A 23,573-nucleotide genomic window follows, 5' to 3' on the forward strand; every position below is an offset into this window, starting at 1 on the left:
TGCCCCGCGATCACGGTGAGCGGAAATCATGTGTTTCCCGTCACCTGCAAAATGCCCTTAGCGTGTATTAATGTAGAAATGACCACAGAGCCCCATGATGGCGGTGTTGCCCGCGAGCTTCTCCTGCAGCGCGATCTCGGTCCATTCGAAGCCGAAGCCCGAGGGCAGGCGCTCGGCCGCGATCTTCTCGATCGCCGCGATGCCCTGTCCGGTCGAGAAGCCACGCGCCATCGAGAGCTGCACCTCGGCCGCCGGATAGAGGTTGTAGCGCGGCACGCGATAGGCGCCCGTCGTGTCCGAGAAGGAGGCGACGGAGCCGATCGGCACCATCTCGCCATCGCTGTTGCGGGTTTTCAGGTTGGCGACGTCGTTGAGGTCGAGCCGGAACGGATTGTCCGCCTGCGCCGTCACCCGGTAGGTGCGCCCCAGCAGGTTGAAGTCGTTGATATAGGCCGAGCCCATGAACACCGAGAGCGTCTCGAAGACGCGCGTGATCGGCACGCCCAGCATTTCGGCCTTGGTCCGGTCGATGTCGGCGAAGACCTGAGGCGTCTTGGTCGAGAACAGCGTGAAGGGCTGCTGGATCCCCGGCACCTGCGCCGCCGAGCCGGCGACGACCCAGGTCGCGCCCTCGAGCGCGGGCAGGCCGCGGCCGGAGCGATCCTGGACATAGCCCTTGAGACCGCCGCCGGTGCCAATGCCCGGCACGGCCGGCGGCGGGATCACCAGCGCGAAGGCCTCGTTGATCGCGAACATCTGCTGGCGCAGATCGGCGAGGATGCCGTCCGATGTCAGGTTGAGCTTCTGGCGCTCGTCGAAGGAGGAGAGCGTCACGAAAATGACGCCCGTGTTGGGCGCGATCGTGAAGGTCGCGCCGTCGAGCCCCGCGAAGGCGACCGCATGGGCGACACCCGGCCGCGACAGCACGACGTCGGTCGCCTTGCGGATGACCGCGTCGGTGCGCGGCAGCGAGGAGCCCGGCGGCAGCTGGAAGGCGACGATGTAGTAGCCGCGGTCGAGCTGCGGCACGAGGCCGGTCGGCGTCACCGAGAGGCGGTTCGCGGTCAGCGCGATCAGCCCCGCATAGGCGATCAGCAGGATGACTGAGAAGCGGATCAGCCGCGAGGTTAGCGAGCCGTAATTGCGCGAGAGCCAGTCGAAGCCCTTGTTGAAGTAGTGGAAGAAGCCGCGCACGGGCGCGCCGAGCTTGTAGAGGAAACCGTGCTGCTTTCCTTCGGCATGGCCATGCGGCTTCAGCAGCAGCGCCGCCATCGCCGGCGACAGCGTCAGCGAGACGAAGCAGGAGATCGCCGTCGAGGCCGCGATGGTGACGGCGAACTGCTGGTAGAAGGTGCCCTGCAGCCCGCTGATGAAGGCGGTCGGGATGAAGACTGCGCAGAGGACGAGCGCGATGGCGAGCAGCGCTCCGCCGACCTCGTCCATGGTCTTGTGCGCGGCCTCCTTGGCCGTCATGCCCTCGGCGAGATAGCGCTCGACATTCTCCACCACGACGATCGCATCGTCGACGACGATGCCGATGGCGAGCACGAGTGCCAGCAGCGAGATGGTGTTGAAGGAGATGCCGACCGCGCTCATCACCAGGAAGGTGCCGACGAGTGATACCGGGATCGCGATGATCGGGATGATCGCCGCCCGCCAGGTCTGCAGGAACAGGATGACGACCACGACGACGAGCGCGACCGCCTCCACCAGCGTGTGGATGACCGCGCTGACGGATTCCCCGATGAATTCGGTCGGGTTGTAGATGATGCGGTGCTCGACGCCGGAGGGGAACTGCTTGGCCATGTCGTTCATGGTCTTGATCAGCGTCTCGGCGGTGGCGAGCGCGTTCGAGCCCGGACGCTGGAAGATGCCGATGGCGACGGCGTTCTTGTTATCGAGATAGGCGTTGGTGGTGTAATCCTGCGAGCCGAGCTCGACGCGGGCGATGTCGCGGATGCGGATCGTGCCGCCGTTGGGGTCGGCGCGGACGACGATGTTCTCGAACTCGGCGATGTCGGTCAGGCGGCCGAGCGTGTTGACCGAGAGCTGGAAGGCGCCGCCCTGCGTCGCCGGCGGCTGGTTGATCGCGCCTGCCGCGACCTGGACGTTGGCCGCGCGCAGCGCCGTCACGACGTCGCCCGCGGTCAGGTTGCGCGAGGAAACCTTGGCCGGGTCGAGCCAGATCCGCATCGAGAAGTCGCGCGCGCCGAAGACCTGGACGTTGCCGACGCCGTCGATGCGGGTCAGCACGTCCTTCACATAGAGCGTCGCGTAGTTGGAGACGTATTGCGCATCGCGCGACCCGTCCGGCGAGATCATGTTGATGACCATCATCAGGTCGGGCGAGGCCTTGCGCGTCTGGATGCCGAGCGCGCGCACATCCGCCGGCAGACGGGCCTCGGCGGCGGCGACGCGGTTCTGCACCAGCACCTGCGCCTGGTCGATGTCGACGCCGGCCTTGAACACGACGTTGATCGTCACGCGCCCGTCGCCGGTCGACTGCGACTGGATGTAGAGCATGTCGTCGACGCCGTTGACCTCCTGCTCGATCGGCGTCGCCACCGTGGCGGCGACGACCTCGGCCGAGGCGCCGGGATAGGTCGCGGTGATCGAGACCGTCGGCGGCGCGATCTCGGGATATTCCGCGATCGGCAGGCCGCGCTGGGCGATGGCGCCGGCGATCGTCAGCAGCACCGAGAGCACGGTGGCGAAGATCGGCCGGTCGATGAAGAAATGGGCGAAGCGGAACATGAAGGGTGTCCTGGCCTGGCGTCAGGGCAGGCGGCCGGCGGCCGCCCGGGGCTGGTTCGAGGCGCGGTTCAGTTGCTGCCGTTGGGCTTGATCTCGCCGGGCTGCGGCGTGACGGCGGCGCCGGGGCGCACCATCGGATTGGCGAAGCCGCCGACGACGACCTTGTCCTCCGGCGACAGCCCGGTGCGGATGACGCGAAGCCCCCGCGTGATCTGGCCGAGCGTGACCGGCTTCGGCACGATCTTATTCTCGGGTCCGACGGTCAGCACGATCTTGTTCGCCTGGTCGGAGACGATGACGCTGTCGGGCACCAGCAGGGCGTCCGCCTCGCCGGCGAAGACGCGCAGCCGCCCGAAGGTGCCCGGCGTCAGGAACTGGTCGGAATTGGGGAACACGACGCGGCCGCGGATCGTGGCCGAGCGGGCGTTCAGCGTGTTGTCGACGAAGTCGATCCGCCCGCGGCGCTTCCACTCCTGCTCGTCGGACAGGCGCACCTCGGCAACGATCCCGGCCTCGCGCGAGGCGGTCGCGCGCAAATCGTTGTTGCGGCGCTGCCAGCGCAGATAGTCGGCCTCCGAGGCGTCGAAGGTGAAGTAGATCGGATCGACCGCGACGATCGTCGTGAGAAGCGTCGCGCCGGACTGGCCGCCGGCGATCAGGTTGCCGGCATCGACGCGGCGGTTCGAAATGCGGCCCGACAGCGGGGCGCGCACCTCGGTCCATTCGAGGTTGAGCTCGGCCGTCTTGAGATTGGCCTCCGCCCCCTGCTGGGAGCCGATGGCGCTGTTGAGATTGGCGCGGCGCTGATCGACGTCGCGCGCCGTGATGGTGCGGTTCTGGGTCAGGCCCTCGGCGCGCTCGACCTCGTTCTGGGCGAGCTCGACCTGCGCCTTGGCGCGGGCGACCTCGGCCCGCGCGGCGTCGACCGAGAGCCGGTAGGGGCGGGGGTCGATGGTGAAGAGCAGATCGCCCTTCTTCACCAGGTCGCCGTCCTTGAAGTGGATCGAGTCGAGGAAGCCCGAGACGCGGGCCCGGACCTCGACCTGCTCGCTGGCCTCGAAGCGGCCGGTGAACTCGTCCCAGTTGGTGACGCGCTGCGCCAGCGGCGCCGAGACCTGGACGGGCGGGGCCGGCGGCGGCCCGCCCTGGGCGCGCGCCTCGCCGAGGCTGAGCGCAGCAAGGAGCACGAGGCCCCCGGCCGAAAGGATCGATGACATCGGCGCCGGGCGGCGATGGGGCATGGGATGGCTCCGGATGGGTCTAGCCGGCACAGTAGGCGTGTTTCCGGCCTTTGCCGCTACAAGGGGAGCCGACTGACGATTGTCAAGATCCGTCACCCCTCACAAGGCGAGATTGCGGCACTCTGCGCCACAATCCCGCCATCCGGTGTCGGGAGCGCAACAGAAGCTTGCCGCCTGCGCGCCGAGGTCGTAACCGTCAGGCATCTCACTGAAGCCGGAAGACAAGACGATGAATGCGCATGCCCGCCCCGCGGATCCGAAGAAGCTGATCAAGGGCGCGACGGGAGACTGGGAGATCGTGATCGGCATGGAGATTCATGCACAGGTCACCTCCAACGCCAAGTTGTTTTCCGGCTCCTCGACCGCCTTCGGCGCCGAGCCGAACGCCCATGTCAGCCTCGTCGACGCCGCCATGCCGGGCATGCTGCCGGTGATCAACGCCGAATGCGTCCGCCAGGCGGTGCGCACCGGGCTCGGCCTCAACGCGCAGGTCAACAACCGCTCGGTCTTCGACCGCAAGAACTATTTCTATCCGGATCTGCCGCAGGGCTATCAGATCAGCCAGTACAAGAGCCCGATCATCGGGGAGGGGGAGATCATCGTCGATCTCTCGCCGACGGAGCAGATCACCGTCGGCATCGAGCGGCTGCATCTCGAGCAGGACGCCGGCAAGTCGATCCACGACCAGCACCCGACGATGAGCTTCGTCGACCTCAACCGCTCGGGCGTCGCGCTGATGGAGATCGTCTCCAAGCCCGATCTGCGCTCGGCCGACGAGGCCAAGGCCTATGTCTCGAAGCTGCGCACCATCCTGCGCTATCTCGGCACCTGCGACGGCGACATGGAGAAGGGAAACCTGCGCGCCGACGTCAACGTCTCGGTGCGCCGCCCGGGCGAGCCCTTCGGCACGCGCTGCGAGATCAAGAACGTCAACTCGATCCGCTTCATCGGCCAGGCCGTCGATGTCGAGGCGCGCCGCCAGATCGGCATCCTCGAGTATGGCGGCACGATCGACCAGGAGACCCGCCTCTACGATCCCGGCAAGGGCGAGACGCGCTCGATGCGCTCCAAGGAAGAGGCGCATGACTACCGCTACTTCCCCGATCCGGACCTGCTGCCGCTCGAATTCGACGACGCCTTCGTCGCTGAGCTGAAGGCGCATCTGCCGGAACTGCCCGATGCCAAGAAGGCCCGCTTCATCGCCGAATACGGGCTCTCGCCCTATGACGCCTCGGTGCTGGTCGCCGAGCGCGAGCAGGCGGACTACTTCGAGGCCGTCGCCAAGGGGCGCGACGGCAAGGCCGCGGCCAACTGGGTCATCAACGAGCTGTTCGGGCGCCTCAACAAGGAAGGCAAGGACGTCACGGCCTCGCCCGTCTCCGCCGCCCAGCTCGGCGGGCTGGTCGATCTCATCGGCGAGGGCACGATCTCCGGGCGCATCGCCAAGGATCTGTTCGAGATCCTCTGGTCCGAAGGCGGCGACCCGCGCGAGATCGTCGAGGCCCGCGGCATGAAGCAGGTCACCGATACGGGCGCGATCGAGAAGGCGGTGGACGAACTGATCGCCGCCAATCCCGACAAGGTCGAGCAGGTCAAGGCCAAGCCGACCATGCTGGGCTGGTTCGTCGGCCAGGCTATGAAGGCCTCGGGCGGCAAGGCCAACCCGCAGGCGCTGAACGAGATCCTGAAGGCGAAGCTGGGGATCGAGTGAGCGATGGGCGGCGCTGGCAACACGCCGTCTTTCCGGGACTTCGCGTCTGAGGCGCGCCGTGGAAGGACGAGCCGTCCGGGTGCCTCTCCATGACCCCTGCCGATCTCGTCATCCGCGACGCCGAAGCCGCCGATCTGCCGGCGGTGCGGGCGTTGCTGGTCGAGACCTGGCACGCCACCTATGACGGCATCTATGGCTGGCAGCGCGTCGCCGAGATCACCAATGCCTGGCATTCCCTGGAGAACCTCGGCGCCCAGCTCGGGCGCGAGAACGGGGCCTTTCTCGTCGCGCTGGTGGGAAGCGAGATCGTCGCCACCGCCAGCGCCCGCACCGAGCGCGACCGCGCCGCGCTGCTGACGCGGCTTTATGTCCTGCCGGCCTGGCAGGGCGTCGGCATCGGCCGCACGCTGCTGCAGGTGACGCTGGCCTGCTTTCCGGAGGCGCCGGTGGCGCGCCTCGAGGTCGAGAGCCAGAACGAGCCGGCGATCACCTTCTACGAGCGGATGGGCTTCTTCCTGCAGCGCCAGGCCCGCTTCGACGGCCGCGACGACACCCCCAACACGCTGCTGATGGCGAAGCGCCTTTTCGCGGCATAGCAGCTGCCGCAACGGGCCTGTGCGTACGAGCCAGTTGCCGCGGCCCGCCCGCCATGCCTCACTCTTCCCCAAGCCGCGCCAAAGCGGCACTTCAGGGAGAGACGACCATGCAGCGCCAGCCCATCCGCGTCGCGACCTATGACGGCCCCGGCGGCAAGCCGACCATCCGGGAGGTGCCCTGGCCGGCGGTCCCGGCCAAGGCCGCGCTGATTAAGATCGGCGCCTGCGGCGTCTGCGGCACCGACCAGCACATCCTCAAGGGCCATTGGCCGAAGAAGCTGCCCTGGCCCTTCACGCTCGGCCACGAGATCGGCGGCGTCATCGTCGAGAAGGGGGCGGAGTTCACCGAGGACTTCATGGGCAAGCCGCTCGATGTCGGCTCCAAGGTGATGATCCCGCCGCTGATGCCCTGCGGGCACTGCCACTACTGCGTCCACTATCCCGAAAGCGCCAACAAGTGCCTGACCCCGGTCTACTACGGGCGCTATCTCGGCTTCGACAAGGCGCCGCATCTCTGGGGCGGCTGGGCCGAATATGTCTATGTCGACCTCGAGATGCTGCCCGGGACCAAGGTCTACAAGCTGCCCGACGACATGTCGCTGCGGCTGGGCGCGCTCTCCGAGCCGCTGACCTCCTGCATCCGCGCCTTCAACCGGGCCAAGCGCGCCGGCGGCTTCAACTGGGGTGACACGGTGGTGATCCAGGGCTCGGGGCCGATCGGCATCCTGGCGGTGGCGGCGGCGCAGGAGATGGGCGCCGGCCGCGTCATCTGCGTCGGCGCGCCGGAGGAGCCGAGGCTCGCGCTCGCCCGCAAGTTCGGTGCAGAGGCGACGGTTAATCTGGAGGAATACACCACCGCGGAAGCGCGCATCGCCCGCGTCCGCGAGATCGTCGGCGGGTTCGGCGCCGATCTCGTGATGGACTGCTCCGGCCATCCGACGGCGGGGCCCGAGGGCATCGAGTTCCTGCGCGACGGCGGCACCTATGTCGAGATGGGGCAGTTCACCGATGCCGGGTCGATCCAGACCAACTGGCACCGCATCTGCACCAAGGATCTGAACGTGCTCGGTTCCTGGGCCTTCACCGGCAATGATCTGCCGCTCGGCGTCGACATGCTCTACCGCGCCCGCGACAAGTACCCCTTCCTGGAGATGCAGACGATCTACCCCTTCACGGAAGCCGGCGTGACCCAGGCCGTCGCCGATGCGATGGCGATGAAGACGGTGAAGTCCACCATCGTTCCGTTCCCCGAGCTGGTCTGATAGAGCGGCGTCTCGCCTCCACCGGACGGGACGCCGCATGACCACCTCGACGCAGACCGCGACCGCGGTCATCATCCGCCGCGCCCGACGCGAGGACGTCGAGCGCATCGCCGAGCTGATCATGCTCGGCGCCGCCACGCAGACGATGACGGCCGACGCGATCCGCGCGGAGGCGCGCCACCCCGGCTATGCCGAGGCTTTCGCCGCCATCGAGGCCTCCGCCCACAACGCGCTCTTCGTCGCCGAGGAAGCGGGGGGCCTGGTGGTCGGCACCTTCCAGGTCACGCTGATTCCCGGACTGGTGGCGCGCGGCCGGATGCGGGCCAAGTTCGAGAGCGTCCATGTCTCGCCCGAGCGGCGCGGCCATGGCATCGGCCGCATCATGATCGCCCATGCGCTCGCCTTCGCGCGCGAGCACGGCGCCGGCATGGCCGAGCTCAGCTCCAACAAGTCGCGCCTCGACGCACACCGCTTCTATGTGAACCTCGGTTTTGCCCAGAGCCATGAGGGCTTCAAGATCGAGCTCTGAGCGCCGCCGGTTTCACAAAGGGGCGATGCAACCCGCACAGGGCGGACCGGCTCTTTCTCCCGCGCGAGAAGCGGCCTAAACATCGCGCTTCCTCCTCTGCATCAGGGACCGGGACCGCGCCATGCCAGCCAGCCAGAGCAAGCCGATCGAACTTCATTACTGGCCGACTCCGAACGGCTGGAAGATCACCATCATGCTGGAGGAGTGCGGGCTGCCCTACACGGTCATTCCCGTGAACATCGGCAAGGGCGACCAGTTCAAGCCGGACTTCCTCGCGATCTCCCCCAACAACCGCATGCCGGCGATCGTCGATCCCGAAGGGCCGGACGGCAAGCCGATCTCGGTCTTCGAGTCGGGTGCGATCCTGCAGTATCTCGGCCGCAAGACCGGGCAGTTCTATCCCGCCGACGAGCGCGGCCGCGTCGCCGTCGACGAATGGCTGTTCTGGCAGATGGGCGGCTTCGGGCCGATGCTCGGCCAGACCCACCATTTCCGGCTCTACGCGCCCGAGAAGGTGCCCTATGCCATCGACCGCTACACCAACGAGACCAACCGCCTCTATGGCGTGCTGAACAAGCGCCTCGACGGCCGCGATTACATCTGCGGTGATTACTCCATCGCCGACATGGCCTGCATCGGCTGGGCCCGCGGGTGGGAGAAGCAGGGTCAGGACCTCAAGCAGTTCCCCCATGTCGCCCGCTGGATCGAGACGATGATGGCGCGTCCCGCCGTGCAGCGCGGCCTCAAGGTCGGCGAGGCCCTGCGCAACCCCGCCGGCATCTCGACGCCGGAGGAGAAGGCGATCCTCTTCGGTCAGAAGGCCCGCTGAGCGTCACCCACTCCACCCCGCGCGTCATGCTGGACAAGCGGCGCAGCCGCGCAGGCCGGGATCCATCATCGGGCTGGTCGGTGCCCTCCGATGGATCCCGGTCGGCCTGCGGCCGCCCAGGATGACGAGGGGGGGCGGGGAATAATCATGAGGCGCGCCGAAAGCCCCGACCGGCCTGAGCCGCGGGGTTCGCATCATGGCCCCCGAGAGGGGATGCGCGGAGCCGGGTGGCGCGTGGACCAAAGCCGCGTGCCGATGTCGAGTGTCGATGTCGAATGTCGATGCAGCGCCGATCTCACGCCGCCCGGCTCCGCGCGCGGGGATTTTGGGCGTCGCGGTCGCTCGTCCTTGGCGAAGGAACTCCCGACCGCTCGACCTCCGGGAGACGCCGCCCGCGACGGCGACGCCTCCCGAAACCCGCCACCACACCCGGCCGCACGACGCCTCGCGACAGCCCCCTTGGTCGGGTGCAGCGCGGGTAGGATAGGCATGGAACCGCGCGGCGGGGATAAGTTTGCCGTCGCGCCTCAGTTGGCCCGGTTCCAGACCACCGAGCGGCAGATCAGCCCGCCCAGCACGCAGCCCGAGGTGGTGAGCTTGTCGCCGGCCAGCGTCATCGTGCCGGAATAGGTCTTGCCGTCCTCGGGATTGAAGGCGCTGCCGGTCCATTTGCCGTCGCCCGACGGCTTCATGTCGTAGAAGATGCGCTGGCCGACCTTGGCCGGGCCGTTCGGGTCCTTGAGCCAGGCCAGCGTGCCGCACATCGCCTCGCCGCATTTGGCGAAGCGCACCCGCGAGGCGCCGCTGTCGCGCAGCCAGGTGCCGGTGACGTCCTGCGCCTGGGCCGGTGCGCCCGAGGCGAGGCCGAGCGCGAGCAGGCCGAAACCGGCGAGGCCCGCGCGGGAAAGACGCGATCCGATGGTCATCAATACCTCCCTGTCAGACCACGCTATGCTGCATGGTTCAGATGTGAACCTTAAGCCGGAACCGGAGCGCTTCCAAGGCCCTGCCGCTGCGCCGCAGCCCTCGCTTCCGCAGCGCAGGGTGAATCCTCCGTTGACGGGCGGTTTCGCATTTGCCCGAAAGCCCATTGAAAAGACTGCGGTTTTCGGGATCGAAGGCTGAATCGAGCGTTGATTTAACCGCTCGCTCATTCCTCGTTGAGCTTCGATTCATCGCGAATTTTAGCGAGCCCTTTAAGCGCCGCCGCCAGTCTTCACCTCACGAGCCGGGGCCTTTGGACGGGTGGCCGGCGCCAACGAAAGACAAAGGGTGGTTGTCATGGCACGCATGGAAATGAGCGCGATCCCGGCCTCGCTGGTGGTCCCGAGCGAGGCTTCGGCCGAGGCCTATTACGAGCTGGGTCTGATGTATGCCTCGGGTCGCGGCATCCCGGTCGATCTGGTCACGGCGCAGAAATGGTTCAACGTCGCCCAGGCCCGCGGCTGCGGCCGGGCCGCCGCCCACCGCCAGGAGCTGGCGCTGGAGATGACGCGCGACGAGATCGCCAAGGCGCTGCGCGAGGCGAGGACCTTCCTGACCCGCCATTAAGCCGGTTCCGCCGGGATGGCCGACGAGCCTTGTGGGGCGGGGAGGGCGCAGCTATAAGCGCGCCGCATTCCCCAGAAAATCCCCGAGGATTCATCGATGGCTGTTCAGCGTACCTTCTCCATTCTCAAGCCCGACGCGACCCGTCGCAACCTCACCGGCGCGGTCAACGCGGTGATCGAGAAGGCCGGTCTGCGCATCGTGGCGCAGAAGCGCATCCACATGACCAAGGTCCAGGCCGAGACTTTCTATGCGGTCCATTCGGCGCGGCCCTTCTTCGGCGAGCTCGTCGAGTTCATGACCTCCGGCCCCGTGGTCGTGCAGGTCCTCGAGGGCGAGGACGCCATCACCAAATATCGTGAGGTGATGGGCGCCACCAACCCGGCCAATGCTGCCGAGGGCACCATCCGCAAGCTCTTCGCCGAGTCGGTCGGCGAGAACACCGTGCACGGCTCGGACGCCCCGGAGACGGCGGCGGTCGAGATCGCGCAGTTCTTCGCCGGCAACGAGATCGTCGGCTGATCCGACGGCCATCCCGGCTTTCAAACGAAAAGGGGGCGGGTCGCGATCGACCCGCCCCCTTTTTCATGTCGCCCCGGCGGTCCGCAGCGGCAGCCTGACGTGTCAGAAGCCCAGATCGAAGGCATAGCTCGCCGAGACGCCGATCGTGATCGAATCCCGCGAGCCGAAGGTCCGGACCACCGGCGACTTCGCGGCATCGCCGACGAGGTGCTTGTACTCGACATAGGCCGTCGTCTGGAACCGCTCGGACCAGTTGTAGGTCGCCTGCGCGATCGCGCCATAGGAGAGCACGCCGCTGTTGAAGCGCTGCAGCAGCCCGCCGGTGCCGGCGGCGCCTGGAATCGCGCCGAAATAGGTGCGCACGTAATCGGCGCTGGCGACCGTCATGCGTGGGCCGATGCCGAGCTTCCAGGTGTCGTTGATGCGGGCGAAGGCGTCGAGCTTCACCTCCGCGATCAGCCCGTCATGGGCGACGATGCCGCGGCGCAGGTCGACGCGCGCGCGCAGCCAGGAGGCCGGGTAGAACTCGGCGAAGGCGCCGGCCTCGGCGCCGAACTTCACATTGGGCACGGTGACCAGCGCGGGATTGACGCTCGACTTCCGCTCCCAGAGCAGATTGCCGGAGAAGCCGACGCGCCAGGCGGTGCCGGAGAAGAAGCCGATCGAGATCGCGTCGTCCTCGGCCGACCACCAGGTGCTCTTCAGCCCGCGGCCGAGCGAGATGATCGGCTTCGGCCGGAAGATATAGTCGTTCGAGCCGAGATAGTCTGGCTGGCGATGAAGGCCGGCGCCGAGCGTCAGCGTCCAGTTCTGGGCGGACTGAGGCGAGGTGAGGGTGCTGTATTCGGATGACTGGGCCGCCGCCCGCTCGGGCGAGGACAGGAGGCAGGCGACGAGACCCGCCAGTAACGCAACGCGACGCATGGCACTCAACTCCGGCGCAACGGCGCCACTCATGACCACAGACCCGCAGAATGAAGCATTAGGATTAACTCCGGGTTGACGATGCGCCGCATGCGGCGGGAAGCGGCGACCATGCCGCGGCGGCGCGGACCGGGCCAGCGCAGAGGCCGGTTTCCTTTTTTTCGCCATGCGTTACCAAGGCGCTATGACGGAATTGCCACGCATCGCGCACCACCCCTCGACCTGCCCGCATGACTGCCCCTCGGCCTGCTCGCTGGAGGTGGAGGTTATCGACGGGCGCAGCATCGGCCGCGTCCGCGGCAGCAAGCGCCAGAGCTACACCGATGGCGTGATCTGCGCGAAGGTCGCGCGCTACGCCGAGCGCATTCACCATCCCGATCGGCTGCTGCATCCGATGCGCCGCACCGGGCCCAAGGGTTCCGGGCAGTTCGCGCGCATCTCCTGGGACGAGGCGCTGGACGAGATCGCGCGGCGCTTCCTCGCGATCGAGGCGGAGCACGGGGCGGAGGCCGTCTGGCCCTATTACTATGCAGGCACGATGGGCCTGGTCATGCGCGACGGCATCAACCGCCTGCGCCATGCCAAGCGCTATTCGGGCCAGTATTCGACGATCTGCACCACCACGGCCTGGACGGGCTTCATCGCCGGCACGGGGCGCCTCGCCGGGCCGGACCCGCGCGAGATGGCGCAGTCCGACTGCATCGTGATCTGGGGCACCAATGCGGTTCACACCCAGGTCAACGTGATGCACCACGCGATCAAGGCCCGCAAAGCGCGCGGCGCCAAGATCGTCGGCATCGACATCTACCACAATGCGACGCTGGCCCAGGCCGATCTCGCCCTCGTGCTGCGGCCGGGCACCGACGCCGCGCTCGCCTGCGCCGTCATGCACATCCTCTTCCGCGACGGGCATGCCGACCGTGCCTATCTCGCGGCCCACACCGACGCCCCGGACGAACTCGAGGCGCATCTGCAGAGCCGGACGCCCGAATGGGCGGCGGCGATCACCGGGCTCGAGATCGCCCAGATCGAGGAATTCGCCGCGCTCGTCGGGACGCGCAAGAAGAGCTTCTTCCGGCTCGGCTATGGCTTCGCCCGGCAGCGCAACGGCGCCGTCTCGATGCACGCGGCGCTGTGCGTGCCAACCGTGACCGGCGCCTGGCAATACGAGGGCGGCGGCGCCTTCCACAGCAACAGCGGCATCTATCGCTGGCGCAAGAGCCTGATCGAGGGACTCGACGTTCGCGACCCGGGCGTGCGCGAACTCGACCAGTCGCAGATCGGGCGCATCCTGACCGGGGATGCGCAGGCTCTGCGGCAGGGCGGGCCGGTCAGGGCACTCCTCATCCAGAACACCAACCCGGTCTCGGTCGCGCCCGAGCAGGAATTGGTCAAGCAGGGCTTCGCCCGCGAGGACCTCTTCACCGTCGTCCATGAGCAGTTCATGACCGAGACGGCGCAGATGGCCGACATCGTGCTGCCGGCGACGCAGTTCCTCGAGCATGACGACATCTATCAGGGCGGCGGCCACCAGCACATCATGTGGGGCGGCAAGCTGGTCGAGCCGGCGGGTGAATGCCGCTCGAACCATGAGGTGATCTGCGCCCTGGCGAAGCGCCTCGGCGCGCAGCATCGCGGCTTCGACATGACCCCGCGCGAGATCGTCGACTGGACGATGCGCGAGAGCGGCCGCGGCACGCTCGACGAGCTCATCGCCAACGAATTCCTCGACGTGCAGCCGGATTTTCGCACGGCGCATTACCTCGACGGCTTCGGCTATCGCGACCGCAAGTTCCGCTTCAAGCCGGACTGGCCGAAGGTCCCCAACGCCAATGCCGGGCCGGTCGGCCCCTGGCAGGACATGCCGGTGCTGCCCGACCAGTGGGACGTGCTCGACAATGTCGATGCCGAGCATCCCTTCCGTCTCGCGACCAGCCCGGCCCGCAGCTTCCTGAACTCGACCTTCACCGAGACTCCGGGTTCGGTGAAGAAGGAGGGCGGCCCGACGCTGATGCTGCACCCCGAGGACGCCGCGAGGCTCGGCGTTGTCGCCGGCGACGAGGTCGTCGTCGGCAACCAGCGCGGCAGCGTCCATCTCAAGGCGGTGCTGTTCGAGGGTGTGGTGCGCGGCGTCGTCATCGCCGAATCGATCTGGCCCAACGCCGCCCACAAGCATGGGCGCGGCATCAACACGATCACCGGAGCGGACGGCCCGGCGCCTTTCGGAGGCGCGGCCTTCCACGACAACAAGGTCTGGATCAAAAAAGACGTTCCGGATCACAAGGGCGTGACCGCGCTCCCTTGATTTTTCGGCGGTGCTATGGACCATCCCTCGCGCAGGCAGGACGGCTCCGGAACTGATGCGCCTGCTCTCGAAGGACGAACGAAATCATGATGATGCGGCGGATGGGTGCGGTCTTGCTGGCCGGTGGAATCTCTGTGCTGGCGACGCTCGGCGCCCAGGCCGCGAGCGGGACGAGCGCCCTGCCGCCGCCGGACCCGACGGCCAAGAACCTGACCCCCTACATGATCCAGCTGCGCGCCTTCGATGCCTGCCTGGTGACGCAGTCGCGCCTGATGGGCACGACGCGCGAGGCCGTCCACACGCCCTGCAGCTGCTACGCCAAGGGCACCGTCGCCGCGATGACCAAGGACGAGATCCAGGCCTTCCGCGACACCGGCTACTTCAACGACTCGGCCCGCGAGAAGGGCCTGGGCTTCATCGACCGCTGCAAGCTCAAGCGGCCGATCTGAGCGGCTGCTCCTCCGCGAAGAAGCGCTCGCGCATCCGCCCGGCATAGGCCGTGAGCGCCGACCGTTGCTCGACCAGCCCGCGGAAGGGCGAATCGAACAGCGGCGTCAGCGCCGCGATCAGGAAGGCGCCGGGCGCGGCATCCCCGCCCACCGGCGCGTCTCCGCCGAAATAGCGGTGCTCGCCCAGAATTGCGACCATCGCGTCGAGCGCCCGCTCCGCGAGCTTGAGCCGCTCCGCGGGGCTGTGGCGGCCGATGCCATGGCCGTCGACATTGCGCCGGACCTTGCGGCGCACCAGCGCACAGACCAGCGGCCGCAGCGGCGCCGGCACCGGCTTGAAGAACTGCGCCGGACCGCGGGCGAAATTGCCGTCGTCGAGCCAGCGCTCGGCCACCATGATCCAGTGGATCTGGTCCTCCAGCATCTTCTCCAGGGCCCAGAGGGCGCCCCGCCGCTCGGCATCGAGCCCGGCGTCGAAATCGATGCCGTGCCGCTCCTCGAGATGGAAGCGGATGAAGCTCGAATCGCAGATGGTGACCCCATCCTCGACGATCAGCGGCAGCTTGCCCTTCGGCGCCCGCCTCAGGTCGCCGATCCGCGTCTCGTAGGGCAGGCCGGAGAGCTTCAGCAGGATCTCGGCCTTGATGCAGAACGGGCTCGGATCGGGCAGGCCGAAGGCCGGTCCGAAATGGTGCAGTGTGATCATGCTCTTCCCCCTTCGCGATGCCGCAGGACGATTTGACGCTACTGACATAGTCCTGACAGGATTTGTCAGCACAACAGGCTAGTCTCCGATCGTCCGAGGCCAGCGGGAAGAACCGGGATGCAGCGCGCCGAACGATTGCTCGACATGATCCAGAGCCTGCGCCGCCGCCGCCGGCCGGTGACGGCGGAAACGCTCGCCGCCGAACTCGATGTCTCCGTGCGCACGGTCTATCGCGACATCGCCGCGCTGGTGCGACAGGGCGTGCCGGTCCGCGGCGAGGCCGGCATCGGCTATGTGCTGGATGCCGGCTTCGACCTGCCGCCGCTGATGCTGTCTCCGGACGAGATCGAGGCCGTGCTGGTCGGGATGCGCTGGCTCGGCGAGCGGGCCGACCCCGTGCTCGCACGCGCGGCCGAGGATGTCGTCAGCAAGGTTGCGGCCGTGCTGCCGCCGCATCTGCGCCCGATCCTGCTCGACGGCGCGCTCTTCGCCCCGCTCTATGGCCGCGACGCGCCGACCGATCTCGTCGACATCGCCGCCGTGCGCGCCGCCATCCGCCAGGGCCGCAAGCTCGAGGTCCGCTACCGCGACGAGAGCGGTCAGGACACGCAGCGGATGATCTGGCCGATCGGCATGACCTTCTACGATCGCGTCCGCATCGTGATCGCCTGGTGCGAGCTGCGCCAGGACTTCCGCCATTTCCGCACCGACCGCATCACCGATCTCGTCGCGCGCGAGGAGCGCTATCCCGCGCGCCGGGCCGATCTTTTCCGGCGCTGGCAGAAAGAGGAGGAGGCGCGTTGCCGGGCGGATTCGGAGCGCCGGGCCCGGCAGGCGGAAGGGCAGCCGGCGGAGCCCGCGCCGGCTCAGCGCCTGACGAGTGCGCCGTCCACCAGCGCCACGGCGCCGGAGGCGACGGCCGCGAGCGCCTGAGGATAGAGCCCGTGTTCCTGGGTGAGGACGCGCGCGGCCAGCGTGTTCTCGTCGTCGCCCGGCAACACCGGCACCTTCGCCTGCGCAATCACCGGGCCGGCATCGAGTTCGGGCACGACGAAATGTACGCTGCAGCCATGCTCGCTGACGCCGGCCTCGAGCGCCTGGCGGTGCGTATGGGTGCCCTTGAAAAGCGGCAGCAGGGAAGGGTGGATGTTGATCATCCGCCCTTCCCAGCGCTTCACGAACCAGGCCGTCATGATCCGCATGAAACCGGCTAGCACCACCAGATCGATCTGGTGGGCGCGCAGCACCTCGTCCATCGCCCGCTCGAAGGCCTCGCGATCCTTGCCGAAGGTGCGATGATCGACCGTGGCGGTCGCAATGCCGAAACCGCTCGCCCGGTCCAGCCCCGGCGCGTCGGGCACGTTGGAGAGCACGAGCGCGATCTCGGCCGGGTAGCCGGGCTGGCGCGCCGTCTCGACCAGCGAGACCATGTTGGAGCCGCGCCCGGAGATCAGGATTCCGACGCGCGGGCGGTTGGCCGGGCTGCTCACAGCGCAAGCTTGCCGCGATAGGCGACGGGCTCCTCGCCCGCCGCGACGGGCACGACCTCGCCGAGCCGCACCGGAGCCTCGCCCGCCGCCGCCAGCGCCGCCAGGACCTCCTCGGCCTTGGCCGCCTCCGCGGCGACGACCATGCCGATGCCGCAGTTGAAGGTGCGCAGCATCTCGCGCTCGGCGACGCCGCCGACCTTGGCGAGCCAGCCGAAGACCGGCGGGACGGGAATCGCCGCAAGGTCGAGCGAAACGCCGAGGTTCTCCGGCAGCACGCGCGGAATGTTGTCCGGGAAGCCGCCGCCGGTGATATGGGCCAGCGCCTTGATGCCGCTGGTCGCCTTGATCGCCTGCAGCAGCGCCTTGACGTAGATCCGTGTCGGGATCAGCAGGGCCTCGGCGAGGCTGCTGCCGGGCGCGAAGGGCGAGGGCGCGTCCCAGGCAAGCCCCGACAACGCAACGATCCTGCGCACCAGCGAATAGCCGTTCGAGTGGACGCCGGAGGAGGGCAGGCCGAAGACGACGTCGCCCGGCTGCAGATCCGCCCGCGGCAGCAGCGCCCCGCGCTCGGCCGCACCGACGGCGAAGCCGGCGAGGTCGTAATCCTTCTCGGCATATAGGCCGGGCATTTCGGCCGTCTCGCCGCCGATCAGCGCGCAGCCCGCCTGGCGGCAGCCATCGGCGATGCCGCGCACGATCTCGATGCCGACTTTGGGGTCGAGCTTGCCGGTGGCGTAATAGTCGAGGAAGAGCAGCGGCTCGGCGCCCTGCACGATCAGGTCGTTGACGCACATCGCGACGAGATCGATCCCGATCGTCGAATGCAGCCCGCTCTCGATCGCGATCTTGACCTTGGTGCCGACGCCGTCATTGGCCGCCACGAGGATCGGATCGCTGAAGCCCGCGGCCTTCAGGTCGAACAGCCCGCCGAACCCGCCGATCTCGGCATCGGCGCCCGGCCGGCGCGTCGCCCGCACCAGGGGCTTGATGGCGTCGACCATGGCGTTGCCGGCGTCGATGTCGACACCGGCCTGCGCATAGGTCAGTCCGTTCGCGCCGGGCTTGCTCATGGGGGTATCGCCTCGCTTCCGTTGCCGGGGAGCGATAGGCAAGCGGGCGCCGCCTTGCAAGGCGTCGGGGTGCAAAAGCCGCGGAAAGCGCTCGGCGTGCAGCTCAGCGCAGATCCGCGAGCTTGCCGCCGGCGCGCAGGAAGCGCGTCGGATCGACCGGCTCGTCGTCGATGCGGGTCTCGTAATGCAGGTGCGGCCCGGTCGAGCGGCCGGTGCTGCCGACGCGGCCGATCACCGTGCCGGTCGCCACGCTCTGCCCCACCGAGGCGAGGATCGCCGACATGTGGGCGTAGCGCGTGGTGATGCCGTTGGCGTGCTCGATCTCGACCATGTTGCCATAGCCGCCGGAATATTCGGCGGCGATGACCTTGCCGGGTGCCGTGGCGCGGATGGGCGAGCCGGTCTCGGCCCGGAAGTCGACGCCCGTATGCATCGCCGGGCCGCGGGTGAAGGGATCGACGCGGTAGCCGAAATTGGAGCTGAAATCGGCTTCGCCGGCCATCGGCTTGGCGAGCGGGAGCTGCTCGGCGAGACCCCGTAGCCGCATCACCGCGGCGATGCGCGGCTGCAGCGCGCTCAGCGTCGCCTCGAAGGGGCCGGCATTCGGGTCGATCTTGAAGGGTACGAAGGGACCGCCGACGCCCTTGGCGGCGCCGCTCGGCGCGGCCATGCGGTCCGTATCGAGGCCCGTCTCGGCGAGCGCGCCGCGCAGGCGCTTGTGCGATTCCGTTAGCGTCGCATCCATGTCGCGGAGCGCGGCGAGCTGTGCGCCCGCCGTCTGAGACAGGGCCCGGTCGAGCCGGTCCAGCGCCGTCTCGACGCGCTTGGCTGGCGGCTCCGGCTCGGCCTGCCCCGAACGCCAGGGCGTCGTCTGCGGCTCGCCGGCGCCGCGCAGCGTCGGCGAATCGGGAGCCGGCGTCGGCTTGCCCGGCATGATCGGAGCGAAGCTGGTGACGCCCGAGGCGCGGATCGGCTCCTCCGGCTTGATCAGGCGGGGCCGCAGCGGCGCCTTGCCGGCATTGACGATGCCGCCGGCCTGGAGCGTATCGGCCAGCGCCGTCACCAGCGACTGACGCGATTCCAGCTCCGCCTGACGGGTCGCCAGTTCGTCGACGCGCGCCTCGACGCCGTCCTGGTCGAGCAAGGCGCGGCTGGCGAGCCGGTCGACATCGGCGCGCAGGGCCGCGATCCGGTCCTCATAGGCGTATTGGCGGGAGGTCTCGCGGGCAATCAGCCGCGCCGCGAGATCGTCCTTGCTGAGGATATACCAGGCGCCGGCGCCGCAGCCGGCGGTTGTCAGGCCGAGCCAGGCGAGGCCGATGATCGCCGTCGAGCGGCGGATCGTGTAGCTCTTCTGCGAGACCAGCCCCGAGATGGGGAGGGCGGGGCCAGTCGAGGCGGATGCTGTCATGAACGCGGGACCGGAAAGAGACGCTGCCGATCCCTGGATTAGACCCCGTTAAGGTTAATTGTTCGCAAAACGGGACGGCCGTTACAGCGCCTTGGCCGCGGCGAGGACCTCCTCGGCATGGCCGGGGACCTTCACCTTCCGCCAGATGCGGGCGATCTTGCCGTCCGCGCCGATCAGGAAGGTGGTGCGCTCCACGCCCATATAGGTCCGGCCATACATGCTCTTCTCGACCCAGATGCCATAGGCCTGCAGCGCCTGCTGGGTCTCGTCGGCGGCCAGCGCGAAATCGAGCCCGTGCTTGGCCTTGAACTTGTCGTGACTCTTCACCGGATCCGGCGAGATGCCGAGGATCTCGGTGCCGGCCGCGGCGAACTCCGCCTTGAGCCGGTTGAAGGCGATGGCCTCCTGCGTGCAGCCCGGCGTGTCGTCCTTGGGATAGGCGTAGAGCACCAGCTTGCGGCCCTGAAAATCACCCAGCGACACCGTGCCGCCCCCGTCCCGCGCCAGCGTGAAGGCCGGAGCCTCGTCACCATCCTGAAGAGCCATTGATCCGCCTTCCTTTCGTCGCCTTCGCGCTGCATGGCGCAACGCGGGTTCGCGCGCCATGATACGGTAGGGCAGCACCGCCGGGAACGGCGCGCCTTGCCGAATCGCCTGGCCCGGCTGCATCGACGAAGCCGTCATGGCCACGTCGGTCGCACTACGCCGCCGAAGCCGTGACGGATCATCCGCCCGAGAGGATCGAAGGTCGCCTTGCTGGACCAGGACGCGAACAAGCCGGACGCTGCCGCGCCCGTGACCGGGGCGCCGGGCACGCCCGATTGCGACGCGGCAGAGGTCAAGCGGCGGGCGAAGGCCGGTCTGGTGACCATCGCCGTGGCGATCGTCGTCGCCGTCGTGACCCTCGCCGGCGCCGCCGCGACGCTGCTCGTGACCGGGCTGGTGCCGCTCTCGGGGCTGGAGGGGCGGATCGCCCAGGCGATCGAGGATCGTCTCGGTGCCGACTGGACGGTCGAGGCTGCGGCGGCCGAGTTGGGCCGCATCGACGGCCACTCGCAGCTGCGCGTCCGCCAGGTCTCCTTCCGCCACAAGAGCGGCGCGACCATTCGCGCGCCCGAGGCCGTGCTCGGCTACGAGCCGCTGGCGCTGCTGCGTGGCGACATCCGGCTGACCTCGGTCGATCTGCGCGGCGTCAATGTCCGTCTCGGTGTCGACAGGAACGGGGCGCTGATCGTCAATGCCGATGCCGCCCCCGCCGAACCGACGCCGGCCGCGACCCTGCCCGACGCCGCGCAGTGGAACGCCTTCACCGGCATCATGGCGGCGGTGACGACGCTCGCCCAGGGAGAAGGGCTGCTCGGGGCGCTCGAGACCGCCGGCATCAACGGCGCGCGGCTCGCCCTCATCGACCCCGAAGGCCGCCAGCGCGCCGGCTTCGAGGATGTCGAGATCCGCCTGTCGCGGGCGGCCGAGCGCGTGACGCGCGTCACCGTGCGCGGCCGCACCGGCCAGCGCTGGAAGGAACTCGCCATCGATCTGTCGAACCAGCCCGACGGGACGCAGCGCGCCGACATCGATATCGTCCGCTTCGAGCCCGCCGAAGTCGTGGCGCTGGCGCTGGGCACGGGCGGGATGACGGTCGAGGGTCTGCCGCTGCGCGGCAAGGCCAGTCTGAGCCAGGCTCCGGACGGACGCCGCTCGGTGACGGCACGTCTGGACGTGTTGCCAGGCGTCATTCGGATTCCGGACGGCCCGATGCAGGCGATCGCCGTCGATGCAGCGCATCTCGAGATCAGCAGCAGCGGCGACCTCTCCACGATCGACGTCGGCTCGGTCGAACTCGCCGCAGGGCCGACCCGATTGAAGGGGACGGGGACCCTCCGGGCCGAGGACGGCGCCTGGCGGGTCGCTCTCGCCGGCGGCGGACAGCTCGCCGGAACGGACTCCGATCCTCCGGTCGTGATCGACAGCGCCCGGGCGGATCTGCGCATCGACCCGCGCCGCAACGAAGTCGTGATCGATTCGATGACCGTCCAGGGTCCGGCGATCAAGGCCGAGGGCAAGGGGCTGATCCAGCAGGTCGGACCCTCGCCGCTGCAGCGCTTCTCGATCCTGGCGACGGACTCCGACCCCCGCGCAGCGCTGGCACTGTGGCCGCGCTGGACCTCCCCCGAGGTCCACAGGACCCTGTCGCGCCAGTTCATCAGTGGGCGGCTGGCCTCGCTGCGGGTCGAGATGGACCTGCCGGCGGAGGATCACGCCCGGTTGATGCGCGGCGCCGGCATTCCGGACGACGCGCTGACCGTGCTCGTCGATGCCTCGCAGGTGCGCTTCGAGCCCGGCCCCGGCCTGCCGCCATTGATCGATGCGCGCGTCACCGGCAAGGCGACAGGGCGCGCCGTCAAGCTCGCCATCGCCGGCGCGACCGCCGATCTCGGCAATGGCCGCCAGCTGCAGCTCAGCGACGGTGCCTTCGAGATTCCCGAGACCTGGATGGAGCGGGCCCCGGCTCGCGCGAGCTTCCGCAGCACCGGCTCGATGGAGTCGCTGGCTGCGCTCTTCGCCTTTCCGGCGCTGAAGGATTTTGCACCCGGCGACATCGATCCCGCCAGCCTGCGCGGCAATAGCGATCTCCGCAGCGTGGTGTCGCTCGCCCTCGTCGATGATCCGCGGCCGGGCGAGGTGGTCGTCACCAGCAGCGGCACGCTCTCCGGCATCGCCTCCGACACGCTGCTCGCGCCCGAGAAGCTGGAGGGCGGCAATCTGGCGGTGACCTTCGACAAGGCCGGCCTGACGGTGAAGGGCGAGGCGAAGGTGAGCGGCGACCGGGCGCAGATCGAGATCCGGCAGGACCCGAAGGGCAAGGGCGAGGCGGCGTTGTTCATGACGCTCGATAACGCCGCCCGCCAGAAGCGCGGGCTGGGCCCCGAAGCCGGTATTAACGGCCCCGTACAGGTCAAGGTCACGAAGGCGCTGGGCAAGGGCGCGCCAGGGGCGCCGCGGGTCGAGAACGACTTGACCAAGGCCTCGCTCGACGGCGTCCTTCCCGGGCTCAGCAAGCCTGCGGGCCGGCCCGCCAAGCTGAGCTTTACCTATGTCGCGGATCCGGACGGTCCCGATCTCGACGATTTCGTCTTCGACTCCAACCCGGTGCAGATCCGGGGAAAGGTCGAACTCGGGCGCCAGAATGGTTTCGAGGCCGCGAGCCTCTCCCAGTTCAGGCTCTCGGCCGGCGACAACCTCAAGGTCGAGGCCCGTCGCGAGGGTGCGCTGACCAAACTCGTGATCCGCGGCGCCGTCGCTGACGTCCGCCCCTTCATCCGCGATCTCCAGACGGCGTCTGGGCCGGCCGCCCGCGGCGACAAGGGCAAGGGCGGCGATCTCGACCTCGATCTCGACGTGCCGATCCTGACCGGCTTCAACAACGAGGCGATCACCAACGCGACGCTGAAGCTGCAGAAGCGCTCCGGCGACCTGCGCACCGTCGCCTTCCAGGGGCGGATCGGCCGGGCCGAGGTCACCGCACGCCAGGTTTCGCGCGTCGGCGAGACGGCGGGCGGGCTGCTGGTGCAGTCGGAAAACGGCGGCGCCCTGCTGCGCTTCGTCGATCTCTATCGCCGCGCCTATGGCGGCGATTTCGTGCTCAATATCGGCCCCGGCGAGACCCGCCAGAGCGGCGAGCTCCTGTTCCGCAATTTCGTGGTGCGCGACGAGCCCGCGCTGCGCCGCGTCCTCGGCGGCCAGTCGGTTCAGGCGCTGGCGGGCGACCGGGCCGACAACGCCGCCCCGCCGCTGCCGATCAATGTCAGCGAAGTGGCGTTCACCAAGCTCAGGGCCGAGTTCACCCGCTCCGCCAGCCGGCTCGACGTCTCGGACATGGTGATCTGGGGCCAGCAGGTCGGCTTTACCCTGCAAGGCAACGTCGACTACGGCCGCGACCGCGTCGATATCGGCGGCACCTTCGTGCCGGGCTATGCCTTCAACAACGCCTTCGCGCAGGTGCCTGTGGTGGGGGCTCTGCTCGGCGGCGGCAGCCAGTATGGCGGGCTCTTCGCAGTCAATTTCCGCATCGCCGGGGCGGCCAGCGCCCCGACCATGACGATCAACCCGCTCTCGGCGATCGCGCCCGGTATCCTGCGCCGCTTCGTCGATCCGCTCGGCGGTACGCCGAACCAGCGGCCGATCCAGCCCAACCAGCCTGATCAGCCGCCGCCGACGCGCTGAGG

General features: G+C 68.6%; 19 protein-coding genes and 1 pseudogene. 11 read left to right on the top strand and 9 right to left on the bottom strand.

What is annotated here, in order from left to right:
- Positions 1-57: 57 nt before the first annotated feature.
- Both ACFPN9_RS27965 and ACFPN9_RS27970 read right to left on the bottom strand, forming a co-directional pair.
- Complete coding sequence (locus ACFPN9_RS27965; protein ID WP_377817961.1) at positions 58-2,754, bottom strand: efflux RND transporter permease subunit; 2,697 nt, start codon at positions 2,752-2,754, stop codon at positions 58-60.
- A 68-nt stretch (positions 2,755-2,822) separates the two neighbouring features.
- Entirely contained in the window at positions 2,823-3,995 is a 1,173-nt protein-coding gene (locus tag ACFPN9_RS27970) for an efflux RND transporter periplasmic adaptor subunit (protein WP_067254195.1), read from the bottom strand.
- Between the two features lie 229 nt (positions 3,996-4,224).
- Between ACFPN9_RS27970 and gatB the strand changes: the two genes are divergently transcribed.
- The 5 genes from gatB to ACFPN9_RS27995 all read left to right on the top strand — a co-directional run bounded on the left by gatB (position 4,225) and on the right by ACFPN9_RS27995 (position 8,922).
- Entirely contained in the window at positions 4,225-5,706 is a 1,482-nt protein-coding gene (gene gatB / locus ACFPN9_RS27975) for an Asp-tRNA(Asn)/Glu-tRNA(Gln) amidotransferase subunit GatB (protein WP_067254198.1), read from the top strand.
- Positions 5,707-5,795: 89 nt separating this feature from the next.
- Positions 5,796-6,302, top strand: a complete 507-nt coding sequence (locus tag ACFPN9_RS27980; RefSeq protein ID WP_067254202.1) for a GNAT family N-acetyltransferase — start codon at positions 5,796-5,798, stop codon at positions 6,300-6,302.
- 107 nt (positions 6,303-6,409) lie between these two features.
- Entirely contained in the window at positions 6,410-7,564 is a 1,155-nt protein-coding gene (locus tag ACFPN9_RS27985; RefSeq protein ID WP_067254206.1) for a zinc-binding dehydrogenase, read from the top strand.
- Between the two features lie 37 nt (positions 7,565-7,601).
- Positions 7,602-8,093 carry a GNAT family N-acetyltransferase gene (locus ACFPN9_RS27990; RefSeq protein WP_067254209.1) on the top strand — a complete coding sequence of 164 codons (492 nt, stop codon included), beginning with the start codon at positions 7,602-7,604 and terminating at the stop codon, positions 8,091-8,093.
- Between the two features lie 121 nt (positions 8,094-8,214).
- Entirely contained in the window at positions 8,215-8,922 is a 708-nt protein-coding gene (locus tag ACFPN9_RS27995; protein WP_067254213.1) for a glutathione S-transferase N-terminal domain-containing protein, read from the top strand.
- Between the two features lie 527 nt (positions 8,923-9,449).
- On the opposite strand, the gene ACFPN9_RS28000 is transcribed toward ACFPN9_RS27995, so the two are convergent.
- Positions 9,450-9,848, bottom strand: a complete 399-nt coding sequence (locus tag ACFPN9_RS28000) for a DUF2147 domain-containing protein (RefSeq protein WP_066718496.1) — start codon at positions 9,846-9,848, stop codon at positions 9,450-9,452.
- Positions 9,849-10,203: 355 nt separating this feature from the next.
- Here ACFPN9_RS28000 and ACFPN9_RS28005 point away from each other — a divergent pair, with 355 nt between their 5' ends.
- Positions 10,204-10,473, top strand: a complete 270-nt coding sequence (locus ACFPN9_RS28005; protein WP_066718481.1) for an SEL1-like repeat protein — start codon at positions 10,204-10,206, stop codon at positions 10,471-10,473.
- Positions 10,474-10,569: 96 nt separating this feature from the next.
- On the top strand, positions 10,570-10,992 hold the full coding sequence (gene ndk / locus ACFPN9_RS28010) for a nucleoside-diphosphate kinase (protein WP_377817962.1): 423 nt from the start codon (positions 10,570-10,572) through the stop codon (positions 10,990-10,992).
- Between the two features lie 102 nt (positions 10,993-11,094).
- On the opposite strand, the gene ACFPN9_RS28015 is transcribed toward ndk, so the two are convergent.
- Positions 11,095-11,916, bottom strand: coding sequence for a MipA/OmpV family protein (locus ACFPN9_RS28015; RefSeq protein WP_066718475.1), 822 nt, complete (start codon positions 11,914-11,916; stop codon positions 11,095-11,097).
- 184 nt (positions 11,917-12,100) lie between these two features.
- On the opposite strand from ACFPN9_RS28015, the gene ACFPN9_RS28020 reads away from it, so the two are divergent.
- Positions 12,101-14,221, top strand: a complete 2,121-nt coding sequence (locus ACFPN9_RS28020; RefSeq protein WP_066718472.1) for a molybdopterin-containing oxidoreductase family protein — start codon at positions 12,101-12,103, stop codon at positions 14,219-14,221.
- 101 nt (positions 14,222-14,322) lie between these two features.
- Positions 14,323-14,670 (top strand): hypothetical protein, encoded by a 348-nt coding sequence (locus ACFPN9_RS28025; RefSeq protein ID WP_156446461.1) that lies wholly within the window; start codon positions 14,323-14,325, stop codon positions 14,668-14,670.
- Here the strand turns inward: ACFPN9_RS28025 and ACFPN9_RS28030 are convergent.
- Positions 14,654-15,376, bottom strand: coding sequence for a glutathione S-transferase family protein (locus ACFPN9_RS28030; protein ID WP_066718466.1), 723 nt, complete (start codon positions 15,374-15,376; stop codon positions 14,654-14,656). The genes ACFPN9_RS28025 and ACFPN9_RS28030 overlap by 17 nt on opposite strands.
- Before the next feature lie 117 nt (positions 15,377-15,493).
- Here ACFPN9_RS28030 and ACFPN9_RS28035 point away from each other — a divergent pair.
- A pseudogene (locus ACFPN9_RS28035) lies at positions 15,494-16,162 on the top strand (helix-turn-helix transcriptional regulator); the annotation flags it as partial.
- 80 nt (positions 16,163-16,242) lie between these two features.
- Here ACFPN9_RS28035 and purN read toward each other — a convergent pair.
- The 4 genes from purN to ACFPN9_RS28055 form a co-directional block, all read right to left on the bottom strand.
- A complete protein-coding gene (purN, locus tag ACFPN9_RS28040; protein WP_066718463.1) occupies positions 16,243-16,866 on the bottom strand; it encodes a phosphoribosylglycinamide formyltransferase in 624 nt (207 codons plus the stop codon).
- A complete protein-coding gene (purM, locus tag ACFPN9_RS28045; RefSeq protein ID WP_377817963.1) occupies positions 16,863-17,936 on the bottom strand; it encodes a phosphoribosylformylglycinamidine cyclo-ligase in 1,074 nt (357 codons plus the stop codon). The genes purN and purM overlap by 4 nt, the downstream gene beginning before the upstream one ends.
- A 103-nt stretch (positions 17,937-18,039) precedes the next feature.
- Entirely contained in the window at positions 18,040-19,347 is a 1,308-nt protein-coding gene (locus tag ACFPN9_RS28050) for a M23 family metallopeptidase (protein WP_066718454.1), read from the bottom strand.
- Between the two features lie 81 nt (positions 19,348-19,428).
- Entirely contained in the window at positions 19,429-19,893 is a 465-nt protein-coding gene (locus ACFPN9_RS28055; RefSeq protein ID WP_066718452.1) for a peroxiredoxin, read from the bottom strand.
- A gap of 207 nt (positions 19,894-20,100) precedes the next feature.
- On the opposite strand from ACFPN9_RS28055, the gene ACFPN9_RS28060 reads away from it, so the two are divergent.
- Positions 20,101-23,571, top strand: coding sequence for a hypothetical protein (locus ACFPN9_RS28060; protein ID WP_066718442.1), 3,471 nt, complete (start codon positions 20,101-20,103; stop codon positions 23,569-23,571).
- The last annotated feature ends 2 nt before the right edge of the window (positions 23,572-23,573 follow it).

The sequence above is a fragment of the Allobosea massiliensis genome, from assembly GCF_042655245.1.
GTDB classification, from domain to species: domain Bacteria; phylum Pseudomonadota; class Alphaproteobacteria; order Rhizobiales; family Beijerinckiaceae; genus Allobosea; species Allobosea massiliensis.